This window comes from Paenibacillus sp. FSL H7-0943, from assembly GCF_037963265.1.
GTDB classification, from domain to species: Bacteria; Bacillota; Bacilli; order Paenibacillales; family Paenibacillaceae; genus Paenibacillus_AQ; species Paenibacillus_AQ odorifer.
Map to the genome: position 1 here is coordinate 4,330,556 of NZ_CP150148.1, position 18,824 is coordinate 4,349,379.

16 protein-coding genes and 1 pseudogene are annotated in these 18,824 nt (G+C 39.1%); 3 read left to right on the forward strand and 14 right to left on the reverse strand.

Annotated elements, in window-relative coordinates; genetic code table 11:
* Positions 1–8: 8 nt before the first annotated feature.
* From NSQ55_RS18950 to NSQ55_RS18995, 10 genes and pseudogenes are all read right to left on the reverse strand, one after another.
* On the reverse strand, positions 9–1,151 hold the full coding sequence (locus NSQ55_RS18950; protein ID WP_076182821.1) for a DUF1343 domain-containing protein: 1,143 nt from the start codon (positions 1,149–1,151) through the stop codon (positions 9–11).
* 98 nt (positions 1,152–1,249) lie between these two features.
* Entirely contained in the window at positions 1,250–1,957 is a 708-nt protein-coding gene (locus NSQ55_RS18955; protein ID WP_339168516.1) for a PIG-L family deacetylase, read from the reverse strand.
* A 2-nt stretch (positions 1,958–1,959) separates the two neighbouring features.
* The gene (locus NSQ55_RS18960; RefSeq protein WP_312148213.1) at positions 1,960–2,931 is read right to left on the reverse strand and encodes a GNAT family N-acetyltransferase; all 972 of its coding nucleotides are present in this window, start codon (positions 2,929–2,931) and stop codon (positions 1,960–1,962) included.
* Positions 2,932–4,152: an anhydro-N-acetylmuramic acid kinase gene (locus tag NSQ55_RS18965; protein WP_339168519.1), complete on the reverse strand. Its 1,221-nt coding sequence runs from the start codon at positions 4,150–4,152 to the stop codon at positions 2,932–2,934.
* Entirely contained in the window at positions 4,152–5,012 is an 861-nt protein-coding gene (locus tag NSQ55_RS18970) for a carbohydrate ABC transporter permease (protein ID WP_076127188.1), read from the reverse strand. Before NSQ55_RS18970 ends, NSQ55_RS18965 begins: the two co-directional genes overlap by 1 nt.
* A gap of 18 nt (positions 5,013–5,030) precedes the next feature.
* Positions 5,031–5,933, reverse strand: coding sequence for a sugar ABC transporter permease (locus NSQ55_RS18975; protein ID WP_060622964.1), 903 nt, complete (start codon positions 5,931–5,933; stop codon positions 5,031–5,033).
* 104 nt (positions 5,934–6,037) lie between these two features.
* Complete coding sequence (locus NSQ55_RS18980) at positions 6,038–7,492, reverse strand: extracellular solute-binding protein (RefSeq protein WP_339168523.1); 1,455 nt, start codon at positions 7,490–7,492, stop codon at positions 6,038–6,040.
* Positions 7,493–7,549: 57 nt separating this feature from the next.
* Positions 7,550–8,455, reverse strand: coding sequence for an N-acetylmuramic acid 6-phosphate etherase (gene murQ, locus NSQ55_RS18985; RefSeq protein ID WP_076182833.1), 906 nt, complete (start codon positions 8,453–8,455; stop codon positions 7,550–7,552).
* 573 nt (positions 8,456–9,028) lie between these two features.
* The gene (locus NSQ55_RS18990) at positions 9,029–9,892 is read right to left on the reverse strand and encodes a MurR/RpiR family transcriptional regulator (protein WP_042129113.1); all 864 of its coding nucleotides are present in this window, start codon (positions 9,890–9,892) and stop codon (positions 9,029–9,031) included.
* Positions 9,893–10,196: 304 nt separating this feature from the next.
* Positions 10,197–10,722 (reverse strand): annotated as a pseudogene (locus tag NSQ55_RS18995) (MMPL family transporter); the annotation flags it as partial.
* Positions 10,723–11,035: 313 nt separating this feature from the next.
* Here NSQ55_RS18995 and NSQ55_RS19000 point away from each other — a divergent pair.
* The gene (locus NSQ55_RS19000) at positions 11,036–11,737 is read left to right on the forward strand and encodes a response regulator transcription factor (protein WP_339168527.1); all 702 of its coding nucleotides are present in this window, start codon (positions 11,036–11,038) and stop codon (positions 11,735–11,737) included.
* Between the two features lie 6 nt (positions 11,738–11,743).
* Positions 11,744–13,138 carry a HAMP domain-containing sensor histidine kinase gene (locus NSQ55_RS19005; protein ID WP_076307687.1) on the forward strand — a complete coding sequence of 465 codons (1,395 nt, stop codon included), beginning with the start codon at positions 11,744–11,746 and terminating at the stop codon, positions 13,136–13,138.
* Positions 13,139–13,220: 82 nt separating this feature from the next.
* On the opposite strand, the gene NSQ55_RS19010 is transcribed toward NSQ55_RS19005, so the two are convergent.
* From NSQ55_RS19010 to NSQ55_RS19025, 4 genes are all read right to left on the reverse strand, one after another.
* Complete coding sequence (locus tag NSQ55_RS19010) at positions 13,221–13,574, reverse strand: YxeA family protein (RefSeq protein ID WP_076217890.1); 354 nt, start codon at positions 13,572–13,574, stop codon at positions 13,221–13,223.
* A 5-nt stretch (positions 13,575–13,579) separates the two neighbouring features.
* Complete coding sequence (locus tag NSQ55_RS19015) at positions 13,580–15,499, reverse strand: ABC transporter permease (RefSeq protein ID WP_076217889.1); 1,920 nt, start codon at positions 15,497–15,499, stop codon at positions 13,580–13,582.
* Complete coding sequence (locus NSQ55_RS19020; protein ID WP_339168531.1) at positions 15,486–16,253, reverse strand: ABC transporter ATP-binding protein; 768 nt, start codon at positions 16,251–16,253, stop codon at positions 15,486–15,488. Before NSQ55_RS19020 ends, NSQ55_RS19015 begins: the two co-directional genes overlap by 14 nt.
* Positions 16,254–16,405: 152 nt before the next feature.
* Positions 16,406–17,554, reverse strand: coding sequence for a VanZ family protein (locus NSQ55_RS19025; protein WP_339168532.1), 1,149 nt, complete (start codon positions 17,552–17,554; stop codon positions 16,406–16,408).
* A gap of 184 nt (positions 17,555–17,738) precedes the next feature.
* Here NSQ55_RS19025 and NSQ55_RS19030 point away from each other — a divergent pair, with 184 nt between their 5' ends.
* Complete coding sequence (locus NSQ55_RS19030; RefSeq protein WP_339168534.1) at positions 17,739–18,785, forward strand: DUF418 domain-containing protein; 1,047 nt, start codon at positions 17,739–17,741, stop codon at positions 18,783–18,785.
* Positions 18,786–18,824 lie beyond the last annotated feature (39 nt).

Below are 18,824 nucleotides of genomic sequence, written 5' to 3' on the forward strand. Positions count from 1 at the left end.
ACCTTCCTCTAGCGATATAAATGATACTGCTGTGTTATTTCTGCAAATTGCTTGCTTTCCGCTGCAAACTGTTCAAGCAGCTGCTTGGCTTGCATATTGTCCGTACGATACATGTTGTCTCCCCCCAGCAAATCGATAAATGGACGAGAGCCCTCCTTCACAGGAGGCAGGAATGAAAATTGCTCGTACAAATCTCTTATCGTAAATAATAAGGTTACCCCAACTTCTAAAGGCCTCAGCACTTGGAGATCTGTAATGTAAATTTGTACCCCGCCGCATAGCTCGCCACAATGTTTAGATGACGTTGGCTTGAAATGAACTGGACGAAAAAGCACACCCGGGATACCTTTTGCATTCATCTCATCTGCCAATTGCTGCGCTTGAATGAACGGAGCACCAATCATTTCAAAAGGGAACGTTGTTCCACGTCCTTCGGAGCAGTTTGTGCCTTCAAATAAACATGTTCCTGTATATAATAACGCCGTTTCATATCGTGGTATTCCAAGTGAAGGATGAACCCAAGTTAATCCTGTATCCGGGAAGGACATGCTCCGTTCCCAGCCTTCCAAACGAACGACATGCAGCGATGCATTCCAATTCATTTGATCATTTGCCATCGTTGCTACCTCACCTGCTGTTAAGCCGTATCGCACGGCTAGCTCGTAATTTCCAACAAATGATTTGAAGCCAGGCTTCAAGACATTCCCTTCTACCGTTACCCCGTTAAGCGGATTAACACGATCAAGAACAACAAATTCCACACCTGCATTTGCACAATCTTCAAGTGCATACAGCATCGTATAAATAAATGTGTAATAGCGTACACCAACATCTTGAATATCGTATACAATGATGTCTACTTCATTCAGCATTTCTTTTGTTAAACGCTTGGAGTCTTTACGGTACAAGCTATAGACTGGAACATTCGTAAAAGGATCCATGTAAGTGTCTACTACTGCCCCTGCATCCAAATCTCCGCGAACGCCATGCTCAGGTGAAAACATCGCAGCAAGATTAAAATTTTCATGTAAAATAGTAATCGTTGATGCAAAATCCTTCGTAAGACCTGTCGGCGCTGTAATCAATCCTACGCGCTTACCTTCGAACAAATAACGATAATTCGTTATAGAATCAATCCCATTTAACACCATATGAAGCTGCCTCCTAGCTGCTTTTTCGCATAAATGGATAGAACAAGGGAATGTTTCCTGCAATACATAGAAACACTCCCTCTTAGCTAGTTGAATAGTTACCAAAGACTAGACTGCCTAACCTTCACCGTTTCAGCTGGCACCATAAATGCTTCTGCATATGTCTTTCTTGCTTCACAGCCGCGAACAATTGCTAGTGCTTTATAGTAATCCATGTATTTGAAAGATTTGCTATTCGTCACAAACCAATGCTTGCTTAAAGCATCTATCCATAGATCAAATGCCGCTTGATCGAAATCCACATATACGTAAGGGACATAATCAACCGCATCCTCCCAGTTTTCGGAGTAATATAATCTTGCTGCAAAGTGCGCGGGGAGCGCTCGTTCAAAGGATGATAGACTTGCGAAGAAACGGGCATCATTTACGATATGATGCGTTAGCGCATGGTCCTTATGCATACTGTTTTTCCAGTGTGTAATAATAATGTTAGGCTTCACGCGACGAATTACATCACAAACCTCCATACGAATTTCTTGATTGTCAGGCAACTCTCCGTCACAATAATCATCGAATACAATGGCTTCACCACCTAGCATATCCGCAAAAACCTGTGCCTCTTTCACTTTTTGCTGACGATATTCCTTCATATCCTGTCCTGCCGGGACCCCTCGTTCACCCGCAGTTAACGCTAATGTCACAATGCGATCTCCCTTTAAACTATGACTAGCGAGTACACCACCAGAAGCTAGCTCCACATCACCAACATGCGCTCCAATTGCTAATACTGTGAATTTTTCGCTCATCTTTAAAGTTCCCTCCGCAATATAGAAAATTGTTTTTCAATAGTAAAGCCCGCTTTTTGATAGATTCGAAGAGCCGGATTATTATTTCCAGTGAATAGAGAGATATATTGACAGCCCACATTTTGAAAAGCTTCAACCATTCGGAAAAATAATACACTGCCAAGGCCATGACCCTCATGCTCTGGGTGCACTCCGATACCGCAAAAAAATGCTCTTCCATCAGGCTGCGAAATAATTGGACCTGCAAAGCCCACAACCTCGTTGCCGTACACAGCTACTACAAGTGGTGCGCCAACCTTCACGTAAGTAACAATATCCTTCTTCCACTGCGGATTTTGCAGGGCAGCAAGCGTTGCTTCAAGCCCTGTATGTAAATCAGGGACATAGGACGTAATGTAATAGTCCTTGCTATTTGCATTGGTTTCCTTATCTAAAATATCTTCGGGAACTATAAAGCTTCCGAGTTTTAAATACATGCCGCATTGCGTCGCTCGATCTTCGTAGCCTCTAGCCATTAAAGCTTCATATAATGGCTGATCCTTACTGATGCCCGGGGCATTATTATGCTCATGCTGAGGCGCACTTGGTATACTCCACTTCAGCTTAACAGGGTTGAAAAACAATACATCCGCTTGTCTTTTCCCAAGTTCTTGGAATCTTTTTTCTAAACGCAATAGAAAAGCATCGTAAAGCTCCAGAGAAGCCACATGGGTATCTATAATAACACTCGTAATATAACCGGCCACATCTCCAAGAGGGAGATCGTCACCGCAGCAGCCAGCTGCAAAACCAACAATCCCTTTTTCGTCACAGCCTACCCATATACAGTCAGCGTCAAAATAAGGATGGTCGATGAATGTATCTTGAAACTCTCGCTCTGTAAATGGCTTATAATCATATTTTGTAGCCTCACGATTCCAAAGCTCTACAACTGCAGAGTGATCTTCAATTGAAAAGGATCTGATTTGCATCATTTAAGCCTCCTGTGAACGTCCAATATAGGGCCAGGAAATTTTGCCCATTACTACTGGCTGTGAAGCTCCAGTTACTAGCGGGATATTGTTGGGTAAGCGCTCCATCGTGTAATACGCTAGCAGAGCAAAAGCAATTGCTTCCTTAGCATCACTATTACCACCGATATCCTCCTGCGTCAGCACCTGCACGTTATGCGGTGCAAATAAGTGCTGTAAATCACGCAAAAGCGTCTTGTTATAGCTTCCACCGCCGCCAATTAGCAATTGCTCAGCCTGGTGCTGCGGTGCAATATACCGTTCATAGCTATCGACGATGCTCCAGGCAGTTAAGTACGTAGCTGTTGCAACAACATCTTCTGCTTTCCAGTGATTAACCTTCATCATTTCAATAATTTGTGCCACGTATTGTTGGCCAAACCGTTCTCTGCCTGTCGATTTTGGTAACGGCATCGTATAATATTTATCCTGCTGCATCCATTTCAATAGCTCATCAATCACTTGACCGCCCGCACCAATTTCGCCATTAACATCCATTATCATTGGTATAAATAATTGCGATACAAGGCCATCGATAATCATATTTCCAGGACCCGTATCAAAAGCAAATACCTCATCTGGTGAGGCATTTACAGGCAAAACAGTCACATTGCCTATTCCGCCAATATTTTGCATCAGAAGTGTTTTCTTTGGATTGTTAAACAATAAGTATTCGGTAAATGGTACTAACGGAGCTCCTTGTCCACCCATTGCCATGTCAGCAACTCGAAAGTCTGATACGCAAGGAATTCCTGTGCGATTGGCGATAACTGCACCATCCCCAATCTGAACGGTACAATGCAGATTATAGCCGCCCATAACATTCTCTTCCGGAGCATGATAGATTGTTTGACCATGCGATCCTACTGCGAATATTTGCGAAGGCGAAAGGCCGCATTTCCCTATAACGGATAATGTGGCTTGGGCGTATAATTCGCCAAGCCACATATTCATTGCGCCAACCTTATCAATCGTAGCGCTAGCGGGATCAAAAAGCTCAAATATGGAGTTTCTAACTTGCACCTCAAAAGGAGTGTTTTCAAAAGCCAGTAATTCAATCTCTACTCCATGCTCTTTTTCGGCTGATGGGAAAAGCTTAACTACTGCTGCATCAATACCATCTACTGATGTACCTGACATCAAGCCAACAAAGTATGTTGCATCCACTTTTGATTGTTTGTCCATTAACCTTTCACCGCTCCAACTGTTACCCCTTCAAGGAAGTATTTTTGTAAACTGAAGAACAAAATAAACATTGGAACTGCTGAAATGGTTGCCCCCGCCATCATCGGTGCAAAGTAAGTTGTATTCGCAAAGCGAAAGTTTTTCAAGCCGACCTGAATGGTTTGCATATCCATCGTATTCGTTACTAGGAACGGCCAGAAAAAGTCATTCCATGCCGCCATGAACGTTAGGATTGCTAGTACTGCCATAATTGTTTTAGATAGAGGCATAATGATATACCAGAAGATTTTAGGCTGGGAACAACCTTCGATTTTAGCAGATTCAATAATTTCACCTGGAATGGAGGACATGAACTGCTTAACCAAGAAGATATTGTATACCGTTACTATGCTCGGCATAATCAACGCAGTGTACGTATTTTGTAATTCAAAAATATTTACGATCAAAATATATAGTGGAACCTGAGTAACTTGAACAGGAATCATCATAGATCCCAGCAAAATAGCGAACAAAATGTTTTTCCCTTTAAATTTCATTTTTGCAAAAGCATATCCAGCAAGAGTAGCAAAAAATACGTTAGATACCGTGATACACGCTGCCACTATAAAAGAGTTCAATAACCAGTCCCATGTATGTGGGCTAAAGTTAAAAAAGAATTTATAAGATTCAAATGAAATCTTCTTTGGTAGGATAGAATAGCTCATTGCACCAGCTTCTACCGGATCACCGAACGAGGAAATGACCATAAAGTATATCGGGAATATGGTAGCTGCGGCGAATAGGATAAGGAACGTAATGTTTGCACCATTACGTATAAACAGATACCCTTTGCTTCTTAAGCTATTGTTGTACAAACCCATAGTATTCTGCTCCTTTTCCTAGTATTCTACATCTTTACCTATAAACTTGAATTGAAGGAATGAGATAAATCCGATAATCGCTGCTAGAACTAATGATTGTGCCGCTGCCTCACCAAACTCAAAATATGTGAACGCATTGTTAAAGATTAACAAACCTACCATTGTTGTTGCATGGTCTGGTCCACCGCCTGTCATAAGATAAGCGTTTTGGAATACTTGGAAGGAACCGATAACACCCGTAACAAGTAGGAATAGCGTTGTTGGCTTAAGGAAAGGGACAACGATAAACCAAAGCTTTTGCAGGAAAGACGCGCCATCAATTTCAGCTGCTTCATAATAGCTGTTATCAATAGCGAGTAATGCGGCTATATAAATAATAATTGCTGTACCATGACTTGATAACCATGACATTAACACAAGTGAGAACATTGCAGTTGCACTGGAACCAAGCCAGTTTTGATTTTCAATACCTAAAAAACTCACGAGCTTATTGGCAATACCTGATTTTAAAGGATCGAAGATCCACAGCCACACAACAGAAAGCGCTACACCAGATGCTACGGCTGGCAAGTAATATAGTGCTTTAAAGATCGTTTGTGTTTTTTTCTTGAAAGGAATAATCAAAATTGAAATTAAAAATGACAGAAGAATATTAAACGGAACAGTTAATAGCGTATATACTAACGTGTTTTTCAGCGCTTTCCAGAAAAGTTCATCTGAAAACGAGTTAACGAAGTTATCCATGCCGACAAAAGTGGATCCTAATGGACCATATTTTTGTAAGCTGATAATAAAAGCATTGATGACTGGATATGCGGTAAATAAAGAAAACGCAATAAGTGCTACTGCGATAAACGCGTATCCCCAACCTGAGTCACTTTCGAGCTTCAATTTTTTTCTTTTAGTCAACGTTTGATTCATTGGGTTGCACCTCTCTTCTAAAAACAGTACAAGCTCTAGCTAATTTAGAAGGAAAGCTGTACGTTCTAGCTACGCACAGCTTTCACATATCAGCCTACGACAGACTAGTCAACTACAATACCATCTTTACCGAAAGATTTAATTGCAGCTGCTTTAACTGCATCATACATTTCTTGTGGAGCAATCTCATTTGCAAGTAAGGCTTGTAGTTTAGGAATAATAACTTCTGTTTCAATTTTTAATGCTTCAGCAGCCAGATCAGTAGGAATATCTGTACGAGCCGGAAGCGCTTTGGCCATCATAGCTTTACCTGCAGCAACGTTATCTTCGTTACGAGGGAATTTTTCAAGTAATTCTGCATTACGTGCAGATTCAGTAATTGGTGATAAGAACAGCTCATTACTGTAGTTAGCAGCAATTGAACCAGAAGACAAGAAATTCGTTGCTAGGGCAATATTTTTGATGTGCTCTTCAGATGGAGCTTTTTTACCACGAAGTGCGATATAACCATCAACGATTGAAGTAGGGACATAATCAGCACCGTTGAATGTTGGGACTGGAAGTGAAATATAATCAACTTCAATAGAATCTGCAACAGCTGAACCATCGTTCGCTTTAATCTTCTCATTGTTTAGACGAGCAGAGTTTTCAAATGCAGATAAACCTTTACCTGTGATCATCGTTTGACCCGTTAGGAACATGTTCCACCGTTTGCCAGCATCGATAGAGCTTAGCTCTTTAGGCATAGAACCATCGTTGATCATTTCGCGAATAGATGTAAGTAGCCCCAAGAAGTTTTTGCTTGTATACGTATATTTAAGATCTTTATCGAAGTAATCTGGTAAACCTGCAGTTTTAGCAAGAATAGCTAGATAGTCTTTAGATGCTACACCAGATGTTGCGAACACGAAACCATAACGAGTAGTTTCACCTTTATCATTTTTCACTATGCCTTTAGAAATTGCATTACGGAACTCTTCATAAGTCCAACCGTTTTGTTGAATGCTTTTCCAATCAATTCCGGCTTCTTCAAGGAATTGTTTGTTACCACCGATAGTGTGGATTTCCATATATGCTGGTAGGCCGTATTGAGCGTCACCTAGTTGGAAATATTTCAATGGAACTTCGTCATAATCGGCCTTGGCTTCATCAGAAAGGGCACCGTTAAGGTCGATTAATACATTAAGTGCTGCATATTTCGAAATTCCTGAAGCACCGATAAAAGCAATATCTGGAGGAGAACCTGCATTTACTTGAGTATCAAGTTTTTGCGTCATATCTTCCCAGCTCGCTGGCTCGATTTTCAAAGTCAAGTTAGGATGTAGTGTATTAAATTCTTTTTCCATATCAGCAAAACGTGTTTGATAGTTCGCTGATATCGGAGGTAAAAGTGCTGTAATCGTATCCTTTTTAGGCTCAGAACCACCGTTACTAGTTCCTGTATTACCGGAATCTGTAGAAGTTGTAGCGTTATTTCCGTTTCCTCCGCAAGCCGATAAGAGTGATACCATCATGATTCCTGACAAAAACAGAGTTAATCCACGTGATCTTTTTTTCATCGAAAACAGCCCCCTCAATTATTAATAGCATCCATCCTGTTATTCCACTTTTCACACCTAAACCAATGATGCGATTGCCTGTTTCAAGCGTCCTCCGTTTGCGTTAAGTACTTGTTCTGCTTCTTTTGCATCTAACCCCGATTTAATCATCATAATTGCCAACTTACAGTTCATAGATGCTTTTTCAAGTGTTTCTGCGGCGGTTGATGTATCTACACCAGTCGTGTTCATGATGATACGAATCGAGCGATCTACGAGCTTAAAATTACTAGCCTTCAGATCAACCATCAAGTTGTTGTACGTTTTTCCTAACTTGACCATTGTGCATGTTGTCAGCATATTAAGCACCAACTTCTGAGCAGTTCCTGCCTTTAATCGAGTCGAACCGCTAATGACCTCAGGTCCTACAACAGGTGTTATACAAACATCTACAATGGGTTCGAACTTTGAGCCTCTGTTGTTACAAACACCGATAGTGGCTGCTCCAAGTTCCTTTGCTTTCGCTAAAGCTGCAATAACGTAGTTTGCACTACCGCTTGCCGAAATCCCAATTAGTACATCTTTGTTTGTTACACCAATGCTTTCGATTAATGCGATCCCTTCATCCATATCGTCTTCACAGCCTTCAACCGCAGTACGCAAAGCAATATCACCACCAGCGATATAGCCCTGCACCAAGGAAGGATCTGTACCAAAGGTAGGAGGACATTCGGAAGCATCCAGAACACCTAATCTTCCTGATGAGCCAGCTCCTATGTAAAACATTCTTCCACCATTAGACAACCTATGATGTAGAATATCTACCGCCTTTGCAATCTGCGGAATCTCCTCAGTTATAGCTCTGGGGACCAGTGCATCTTGTTGATTCATTAACTGGATCATTTCTTCCGTAGTACATTCATCAATCATTAATGTGTCTGGATTCACAGCCTCTGTTGTCAATCCCGCAAGGTAGTCATTCATAGCCATCCTCCTTCTTCCCAGTCTCAATCTGTCACCTAGTTAACAAAACGTGTTATATTAACTTACAATTATTATGCTCTTATACTAATACAACACCATCGCTTCGTCAATAGATTTTGAAATATAATTTCATAAAGAAATTAAATTCTGATGTTTTATTTCATTTCTTACATACTATGTTATACCACATTTATAAAGCGCTTACAAGATACAATTTAAATTTTTACCAATTGCTTTGATCGCTATGGCTCTAAGGTTAAAGCGATTTAAAAAAATGTATTATTTGCTGATTATCGCTCCAAACGAAACATAAAGTTACATCATCCGCGTTCAACCGGATGATGTTTCGTCTTCGATTCCATTCATTTTCTTCCTCATTATTGTGTGCCAAGCTATTAATTATTGAATTAAACTACTTATTATATTCATTAGATCAACGTATTCATCATGTAGATAATCTAACATGGATTGATATGTAGTACATTTTAGTACACGAATAAGCGAATGAAATACAAAAAAAGGAAAGCATTGATCCATGATCAATGCTTTCCTTCACATTCATTCTATCAGAACCTAATTTCTAAGTTTTTTCTTTAATATATTATGCGTTTTTGTTAAGTAGGTTTTTACTTCTTCATATTCTGCACTTGCGACACCAGCAAATAATATGTCGATGATCGTAAGCATCGCAATACGTGAGCCCATAGCCCCACTGCGGATTGTTATTTCAGGTGTGGATATGCTCAGTACAATATCCGCCCGCTCCGCAAGCTCACTTTTATTGTACTTCGTAATCGCAATACATTTCGCTCTATTCTTTTGGGCAATTTCCAGTGCATCAATAATATCACTAGTTGCTCCAGAGTTAGAAATGAAAATGGCAACATCATCTTTCTCAAGTAAAGTTGCTGCCGTGAGCTGACTATGACCATCTGTATAGGCATGACACATCTTATTAATTCGCGAGAACTTCTGTTCCCCGTCCATACAAACGAGTCCCGAAGCACCTATTCCAAAGAAAACAATTCGCTTACTATGACATAGTAATTCTACAGCTCTTGTAATTTCTTTTCGATCAATAACACTAAGCGTATCCTCAATGGACTTGCAATTATTCAATGAAATATTTGATATAATTGTCGAGAGATCATCACCTGGCTGAATATCTGTATATTGAGCCTTTGAATCCTCATCACGAGAACCCAAAGATGCCGATATACTCACAATAAAATTGCGGTATCCGCTGTAACCCATCGTCTTACAGAAACGAAGGACAGATGCATCGCTTGTCTTACTCGATTGAGCCAATTCCTTAATCGACAAATGAGGGATCTCTTCCGTATTTTCTAAAATGTAATCTCCGACCAATCGTTCAACTGGTGTAAAACTCTCTCGCATATCACGAATTTTAATTAATACGTTGTCATTTAGACTCATAATCTACCTACTCTAGATTTAATTAACACCTTTATTAATATCATAAACAATATAAACAACCTATTTCAATAACAAAATACGTTTCGGCATATCAAAGCTAATATTAATTAATCTATTAAAATCATCCTACTCTTAGGTCATCTGGTGACTTTACGTTGATTATAGCGTAATAAAGTTGTAAGGTATAGTCGATAATTATATACTTTCTGATATGGTGAAACAAGGGACCACAAAGGTCCCCGAAGATTCTTTCTGTTGTTCTCAGCATACGTAATACGCATGTATTTTTAATTTTCACTGCCGTCTAAATATGACTCAATTTGTCAACTACATCCTTTGATGTAGCACCGTTGCTTGAACCATTTAATTTGCTAGCAAGCTGCTTTAATGTAGTCAAGAACACCGGCATGGCCGCTACACTTAGTAATAATAGTGCAATGATTAATACGAATGCTACCTGTATAAGTGTCATTACGCCCGAAGGAATCAACGCGGCGCAGGTGATCCAACATCCCCTTCAAGCTCGTTATACCGCATCATCAGGAATATGCTGTAATCAACGCCCAGGGCTGCAATCATAATGAAGCTGAAAAATGGAACGATCCAGCTCAAGATTTCACTGATTCCAAGAGAAGTAAGTACACTAGCACCAAGGAAGCAATAATGAACAGAGAACTGGATACAGAGCGCGTAATGACTATTAGCACAATTATGATTCCGACCAGCATAATCACGGCTGTACGTACAAAGTCATCCTGTGAAATATTCTGCAAATCAGCATTGGTTGCAGTTGTTCCTGTTAAGGCTGCTTGCACTCCTTGCAAGTCGCTGCAATCTAATGGCATTCCAAAAGCTGTCTGCAAGTTCTTCTTCGAGCTCAAGCGAATACAGTAACTCACCTTCTTCCATCATTTTAGCGAACTTCTTCAAAGGGCCATATACAGTGCAGACAATTTCTCCTCCTTACCTGATTTGACTATATCTAGAATGAATTTTAATAAATGACCGAATATTGCTTTGCTATGTTCGTCTAAGTAATATCCATCTTCATGCAAGCCTTTCTTTTGCGATTTTTTTGCGCAAGAAATAAAGAGTTCTTTATAATGTAATAATGTACATAAAGACGGATTTGGAGGGAAATAAATGGCAAGTCGTAAATGGGTATTAATCATAGACGATGAAGATGATTTAGCGCGTCTGATGAAGGCTGTTTTACATAAAGAAGGTGTTCCAGACGTTGTAACTGCCGGGACCGTTGCAGAGGGTTGGGACAAGTTCCAGGAGTATAATCCTGAGCTTATATTGCTAGATATTATGCTCCCAGATGGAGAAGGATATGACTTATGCAGAAAAATTCGGGAAACATCAAATGCACCCATCTTATTTATGTCTGCAAAAGACGAGGAAATTAATAAGCTGTTAGGACTGGCGATAGGTGGCGATGATTATATTACTAAACCGTTCAGTCCGAAAGAAGTCGCTTATCGGGTAAAGGCACAACTGAGAAGAGCTGGCTTTACAGAAGAAAAAAAAGCTCCGAAAAGCTTACAAGCTGGCCCCTTTGAGCTTAGTGCCAATGAGACAGAATTAAAAAAGAATGGCGAGGTCCTCGTGCTAACCGCCAAAGAAGTCGGTTTAATGAGCTGTTTTATGCATCATCCCAATCAGATTCTAAGCAAAGAAACCTTGTTTGGACAGGTGTGGGGTGAGGACTTTTTTTGTTCCGATAATACAGTGATGGTACATATTCGGCGCTTACGCGAAAAAATTGAGGCAGACCCTTCAAATCCTTCCTTTATTTTGACGGTTAAAGGGTTAGGTTATAAATTAAATACCAAGGAGTGAGACTAGTTGAAATGGAAATTGACACTCCGCTTTTTAAGATCGGTTATGACTATTGTTGTGATCGTTGGTATTGTAAACGCGATTTTGTTCCTTTCCTTATTCGTTATAAAGGTAAATAATAATAACTTTGGCACTGAAGAAGCATCTGCAGAAACCTTTAGCCGAACCTTTTCACAATACGTAGAATTACAGGCTGGCAAACCTGTTGTGAACGAAGAAGGTCTCAAAAAACTGCAAGAAATGAGCGCCTGGGTACAATTCTTGAATGACCAAGGGGAGCAAGCAGCAGCATTTTATACCCCTGAAGAATTGAAAACAGAGTATTCTCCTATTGAAATTGTACAAATGTATAAATATAAAGAATTAGATGCACGCACGACGGTTTTTGTCAGCGAAGCCCAACATTTCAGTTACTTTTTAGGGATTAATAATCCTAAAATAGGCCGCTACGTAATGACCTATGACTACGCTAAAATTTTCAAAGATGTTAATGTTTTTCTTTTCATTTTTTTAATCGTTGATGTGCTTATTGTAATCCTCATTGGATTTCTATTTGGGAAAAAGTTAACTGCACCCCTTCATACATTAATAGAGGGTATTCAACAGCTCAGGGAACGACGTTTTAAGAAAATGCCTACTCCCAAAGGTGTTTATGAAGATGTTTTTCGTAATATGAATGAACTATCTGAAAAGCTCGATCGACATGAAGAGGAACGTAAACGTCTCGATCAAATGCGTGAGGAATGGATTAGCAATGTTTCACATGACATGAAGACACCACTTGCTTCTATTCAAGGTTATGCAGAATTTATTAACGACAGTGCCACAGATCTAACAGCCCAAGAATTACAGGAATACACATCAATTATCAAGAGTAAATCGATGTATATGAAAGATCTGTTAGATGACCTCAATTTAACGACACGTTTGCGTAATCACCAGCTATCCCTGCAATTTGAAGAGGTGAATCTCGTTCAGTTTCTACGAGAAATGACGATTGAACTTTTAAATGACCCGACCTTTGGTGAACGGCAGATAGAGTTTGAGGCGAATGTGGCTAAAGCAATGCATAAAGTAGATAAGAAGTTACTAAAACGAGCGATCCTTAACTTGATCTACAACGCGCTGGTGCATAACGATGAAAATGTCGTGGTGAAGATTCGAGTGGATACAGGTCCAGAATCTCATACCCGAATTTCGATTTCTGATAATGGTCATGGAATTCCAGCTAAAGATCTGGAACAGATTTTCGAACGTTACTATCGGGGTACAAACACAACGAGTAAGCATGGTACTGGTTTAGGAATGGCCATCGCAAGAGACATTATTTGGGCTCATGAGGGGAAACTCGATATGACGAGCATTGAGAATACCGGAACAACCATTACTATACTTTTATAATACAAATGCCTTACTTACTCATTAGGCAGAGAAAAGGGCTGTGCTCCATTACCTTTATTGGAGACAGCCCTTCTTCAATTTATTAGTTTTTTATTGCTTTTAGCGGAATATCCTCTACCTTCACTTCATCATATGAGGAGACTTGATCACCTTTTTTTACATACATTTTTAAGTAGGCGCCTTTACGAAGATTTTTTTGTGCATTAAATTCCAGTGGAATTGTATTCCCTTTGGCATTTGTAGCTTCTAGTGTATAGGAATAGGAAGTCATCACTGTACCATCACTCAGTTTATATTCATGGGGTTCCCCATCCTCTGTAATTTGTAAATAATAATTTTCGGCATTCATGCGATTGAAATCAATCTTTGCTAGAGCAAAGACACCTACAACCCCAATAACAAACAAAATACCCATAGTAATTAGAAATTTTCTCATCTCAATCATCCTTCTGTTCTATTATTTAGTGTGATAATACGATTGTATGAAGCTACGGTTAAGAAATAATACAACCCATAAATTATGGTATAAGCAATCATCCAGAGCAACACTGGCTTTGCTAAATCTATCATCAGTAGACTAGAGAATGCTTTTAAAGCCACTACACTATGCAATAACCCTACTATAAGCGGTACAACAAAGATAACGAATACCTGTGACGCAATGGATTTCCGCATTTCTTTTGCACTGACACCCATTTTATGCAGCATATTGTACTGTGCTTTATCTTCTTCTGCCTCAGTTAAAACTTTAAAGTAAATGATACTGCCTGTTGCAGCCAGAAATACGAGTCCAAGGAAACTTCCTATAAAAAGTAGAGAACCCACACTTTCCAAGCTTGTTTGGTAATCTTGAGGCCTGCTTGAAAATAGCGCTTCTTCAGGTAATTGGTTTGCAATTTTTGCAGATAAATCCACAGAGGCATCCTCTACCCCAAGAACACGATAGCGTAGCACTTCTCCATCATTCCGTAATACTTTATACTGTTCATCCGAGACTACAACTGTTATACCTGCTGTACCTGCATTTAATACGGTTTGTGTTTTAAAGCTTTGGAATGTGAGTGGATGGCCGTTGCCTGTTGTTATAGTTTTTCCTGTATACATAGGTGAGAACCTTTTGTTATATCCGATATCTAAAATAACCGCGTAGCCATCCTTTACATTTAATTTTTCTTTATGCTGTACATTTGCTAAGTTGTTGTATGTTTTTTCATCGATAACTGTATACCCTCTTTTATCAGAGCTATCGAACGAGGATCGCGAGTTTAATTCTTTCGTATGAAATGTAATGGATAGCGCTTCGATATTTTCATCGTATTTTGTAGCTGGCAGTACAGCACTTACTTGTTTATCCATTTCTGCATCTGTTAATTGATACATAAAGGTATTCGGATTAATCGTTTTTGCCGAGTCATTCGTATTGTAATACAGACTATAGACCGCTCCACCGGCAGTTACTGTTGTAGCACTCAACACAGCAATCACAGTTAATGTACGTGCATTCCCACGGATACGATAGAGCAACTGCGAAATGGTTATTACATGAAGGCCCTTCCACAGCCACTTTTCATTTTTCTTAATCATTGCTAACAGAAAGCCAGTCACACTGTGGAACAATAAAAATGTACCCACAATTACCGTTGTTAAAATAATTAATACGGTCATGAGAAATCCGATTTTTGCCCATACCTTAGAAGTGAAAAGGTCCTGCATTGCAAGCCAATAGCCCAAGACAATAAGTAACACTCCAAGAACAGCTACTATCATAGATGGTTTAGGCGCCACTTCTCCCTTTTTGGAAGCATGAAATAAATCAATCAGCTTAAATTGATAGATCAAACGGTAGCCTTGAAACGATGTCACTAAGAAAATAACCAGAAATACGATAGCCGTGTTCATCGCTGCCGCCATTGAAAAAGTAAAGGGTGCTACAACGTCATAACCCATTAAATGAATCAAAATCGTCATAAATCCTTTTGAACAAAGGAAGCCAAATACAATCCCTACTATTAAAGAGAATAATCCTAATAATAAATTTTCAAAAAAAAGCATAAAACCGATTTGACGATTACGTACCCCCAGCAACGCATACAGTGCGACTTCTTTTTTACGTTTTTTCATAAAAAATGAATTGGAATAAGCTATAAATATGAACACGAAAAAGATAAGAATGACTGCCGCTCCACTCATTAGGGAACCCAGTTTTTGGGATGAAGCCGTCTGTTCTGCTATCGTATCACTATATTTTAAGGTCACAAATGTAAAGTAAATGATGATACTAAACACCATCGATGCGATGTATAAAAAATATTGCGAGAAGTTTCTGGCTATATTTTTTCTTGCTAGACTAAATAACGTCATCTACCTCACCCCCAATGGCCGCATGAACATCTAAGATCTCTTGGAAGAAGGCTTTGCGTGTCTGATAACGACGATAGATTTCTGTTGAAAATGAACCATCCTTGATGAAAATGATCCGGCGGCAGAAGCTTGCGGCAAAGGCATCATGGGTCACCATCATAATGGTCGAATTGTTATTTTCATTTAAAGTACTTAAGCTTTCCAATAAATCTGTTGCTGATTTGGAGTCAAGTGCACCTGTTGGTTCATCAGCCAAAATCAGTGCAGGCTTTGTCACGAGCGCTCTAGCCGCAGCGGTTCTTTGCTTTTGACCCCCAGAGATTTGGTAAGGATATTTCCCCAGTAAATCTTCAATCCCAAATACTTTAGAGATCTGAGTCACGAGGTGATTAATTTTCTTCGCTGGAATTTTGGCAATCGCCAGGGGAAGCAATATGTTCTCCTTTACCGTCAAGGAATCGAGTAAATTGTAATCTTGAAAGATGAACCCGAGATGTTCACGCCGGAAGTCTGACAAAGCTGCTTCCTTCAGATCATGAATACTCTTGTTCTTCATATATATCTTTCCTTCTGTTGGAGAATCTATGGTTGCTAACAAATTTAGCAAGGTTGATTTTCCCGCTCCGGAAGGTCCCATAATCCCTACAAACTCACCTTCATGAATGTCAAAAGACACGTTTTCTAAGGCTGTGTAAGCAGCACTTAACTTCCCGTACACTTTTTTTATGTTTTCTACTTTTAATAATGGTTCCATTCATTTCACCTCATAATTTGCTGATACTTATACTATAGGCACCGAACCTTACAGCAAATTCATGCCAACCTTACAACAAGCTTAAATCTACAAAAAAAAGATACCCTGTAGCCATTTAAGACTACGGAGTATCCCTTGCTATTGAATAGCATTCATTTTTTTCTGGTTGTATATAAATCAGAAGCTTCATCAAAGTAAAAGCGGCGTTTTTGTTTGCCAAACACGACTAATATAACATGAATGAACAACACGATCGTTAAAATGAGAGAGGTCAATCCAGCACCTAGGGTTAAGAATATAGATGCCTTATAAAACGGAGAATCCATTGATATTTCCACATTATTCAAAGTATTCGCAATGACTGTTATGAAGTACATCGCGTAAATGGCACCAAAGCGTTTAAATAATCGTTTGTTCGTTTCCACTCGACTTATTTTACTGTCATAGCGGTAACGCATTATTTTCGTACCGATTGTCGATCCATTCCAAATCATCGGAATAATAAAAAAAGTTACAGAAAGTGTAATGGTGCTCGCAATAAATTCACTAACCATATTAACGTTGGTCATACTCAACACAACTTTAACTACTAGGTTGCTGATAAATAGATCAATAATAACAGCCAGTAACACAGACATCCCTCTTACTTCATCAAGCGCTAATAATCTTTCCGCTTTCTCCTTAATTTTCTTTTTTGACGGGAATAACGCCAACACAGCTGGAGCAATAAAGAACCCCAGTACACCACCAGTAGTATTTAACAATAAATCATCCACATCAAAAATACGATAAGGGCAATTATAAATCCCGTAAATGCCGGTTACCTGTGTTATCTCATAAAATAAAGTTAATAAGAACGTGAAGCCTAGAGCTTTCTTCCAATATTTCTTATCTTGAAAAAAGTATCGCAGATAAACACCAAAAGGTAATAATAGCAAGAAATTAAAAAACGCTTGATAGAATGAGGGTTGGCTAAATAATAGCCTATAAGTTGCAGGCTGTGATAACACGATGCCACTATTCCCAAAGGTGCCCACTATAAATTGAAATGGCATAAGTGAATAATGTTGTGTACCCGGTTTTTGAAGAGAACAAGTGTTACGTATTTCCGGCAACGGCAACAATACTAAAAATAACGCTGCTAGAAAGTAAAAGATAAACGAAAACGAAATTAACGTGGTAGAAAAGGGAAGGTAATTATATTTTCTATAGGTATAAATGAGCCATGGGATAAATAAGGCAAATGCTAAAACCACAAAAAAGATCGCTGCCACAAAGATCGGTTGAGTATATGCTGACATTTCTAGTTCACACCCCAAAATGATTTAGTATTCATATTAACCATAAAACTGATTCTAATTCAACTGGAGTTGGAACATTTTATCAAATTTAAGGATCCTGTAATGTTGGCATCAATTTAATGTAAGGTTCGCAACTTATACTGACTCCTAGGCAAATAAAAATATTTTCAAAGGAGCACTATTAATGAATCCCTCCATTTCGCAAAAAGAAAGAATCATTTCACTCGACATCATTCGCGGACTTGCTCTTTTTGGCATTCTGCTTATAAATGTTGGAGCCTTTAAAGTTATTATGGAAGGAGATCCCTTACCAGACTATAGTGGCATTAATGGAATCATCCATAGCTTGATAATCATCTTCGTACAAAAAAAGTTCTTTTCTATTTTTTCATTCCTATTTGGTGTAGGTCTATACATTTTCGCCTCAAGAGCCGAAAGCCGGGGAGATAAACCCAGATGGCGTATGGCTAGACGTTTACTAATCCTTTTGCTGCTGGGAATCATTCATGTATTTATCTTTTGGGGAACCATTCTGCCCGCATACGCCATTATCGGATTGTTTCTGATCCCTTTTTATCACACAACGGTTTCTACACTTAAAAAGTGGCTTATGGGTATGACATCCATTTACATCATTTCCTTAGTGGTAAAAATATTCCTACCTTCTCAAGGGGCAATCTCATCTATTCTTGATATTTTTTCTAATGACGCTATACAAATCTTTATTATGTTTTTAGCTGGTTTTTTAACCGCAAAGTCAGGTTGGCTGACACATATACAAGAATTAACAAGACCCATTAGATGGATTCAAATGGTATCATTTCTGTTGTTCATTGGTTTTTCACTATGGATTTGGAACGCTTCTCAAAATGGGAACAGCAATGTAGATTCAGTTACGGGCTTAGGATCTCTCCCAACCACTTTGTTCTACTTAACAACATTATTTCTACTATTAGAAAATAAACAAATGGTGAAATTCCTGAAACCCATATCACGGGTGGGTCAAATGGCGTTTACAAATTATGTAGCACAAAGCATTATAGGGACGGCAATCATTTCAATGATAGGTCTCGAAGTCGTTTCACCAAAAGATATTCTCTACATCGCAGTTCTGAATTATATGATTCAAATCATTTTTAGCACCATTTGGTTCAAGTTTTTTTCCATGGGCCCTTTAGAAAAGGTTTGGCGCTTGATGACCTATGGAACAAAGCCTGCAATAAAACGATAAAAGCTTCGCTTTCCTCGCCTCAATTCAAGTCGAAATTTC

Excerpts from the sequence above, each read along its gene's own strand:
- NSQ55_RS18980 (WP_339168523.1), bottom strand. The coding sequence starts at position 7,492 with ATGAAAAAAAGATCACGTGGATTAACTCTGTTTTTGTCAGGAATCATG.
- NSQ55_RS19020 (WP_339168531.1), bottom strand. The coding sequence starts at position 16,253 with ATGGAACCATTATTAAAAGTAGAAAACATAAAAAAAGTGTACGGGAAG.
- NSQ55_RS18960 (WP_312148213.1), bottom strand. The coding sequence starts at position 2,931 with ATGATGCAAATCAGATCCTTTTCAATTGAAGATCACTCTGCAGTTGTA.
- NSQ55_RS19015 (WP_076217889.1), bottom strand. The coding sequence starts at position 15,499 with ATGACGTTATTTAGTCTAGCAAGAAAAAATATAGCCAGAAACTTCTCG.
- NSQ55_RS18950 (WP_076182821.1), bottom strand. The coding sequence starts at position 1,151 with ATGGTGTTAAATGGGATTGATTCTATAACGAATTATCGTTATTTGTTC.
- NSQ55_RS19010 (WP_076217890.1), bottom strand. The coding sequence starts at position 13,574 with ATGAGAAAATTTCTAATTACTATGGGTATTTTGTTTGTTATTGGGGTT.
- NSQ55_RS19030 (WP_339168534.1), top strand. The coding sequence starts at position 17,739 with ATGAATCCCTCCATTTCGCAAAAAGAAAGAATCATTTCACTCGACATC.
- NSQ55_RS18975 (WP_060622964.1), bottom strand. The coding sequence starts at position 5,933 with ATGAATCAAACGTTGACTAAAAGAAAAAAATTGAAGCTCGAAAGTGAC.
- NSQ55_RS19000 (WP_339168527.1), top strand. The coding sequence starts at position 11,036 with ATGGCAAGTCGTAAATGGGTATTAATCATAGACGATGAAGATGATTTA.
- NSQ55_RS19025 (WP_339168532.1), bottom strand. The coding sequence starts at position 17,554 with ATGTCAGCATATACTCAACCGATCTTTGTGGCAGCGATCTTTTTTGTG.
- NSQ55_RS18955 (WP_339168516.1), bottom strand. The coding sequence starts at position 1,957 with ATGAGCGAAAAATTCACAGTATTAGCAATTGGAGCGCATGTTGGTGAT.
- NSQ55_RS18970 (WP_076127188.1), bottom strand. The coding sequence starts at position 5,012 with ATGGGTTTGTACAACAATAGCTTAAGAAGCAAAGGGTATCTGTTTATA.
- NSQ55_RS18990 (WP_042129113.1), bottom strand. The coding sequence starts at position 9,892 with ATGAGTCTAAATGACAACGTATTAATTAAAATTCGTGATATGCGAGAG.
- murQ (WP_076182833.1), bottom strand. The coding sequence starts at position 8,455 with ATGAATGACTACCTTGCGGGATTGACAACAGAGGCTGTGAATCCAGAC.
- NSQ55_RS18965 (WP_339168519.1), bottom strand. The coding sequence starts at position 4,152 with ATGGACAAACAATCAAAAGTGGATGCAACATACTTTGTTGGCTTGATG.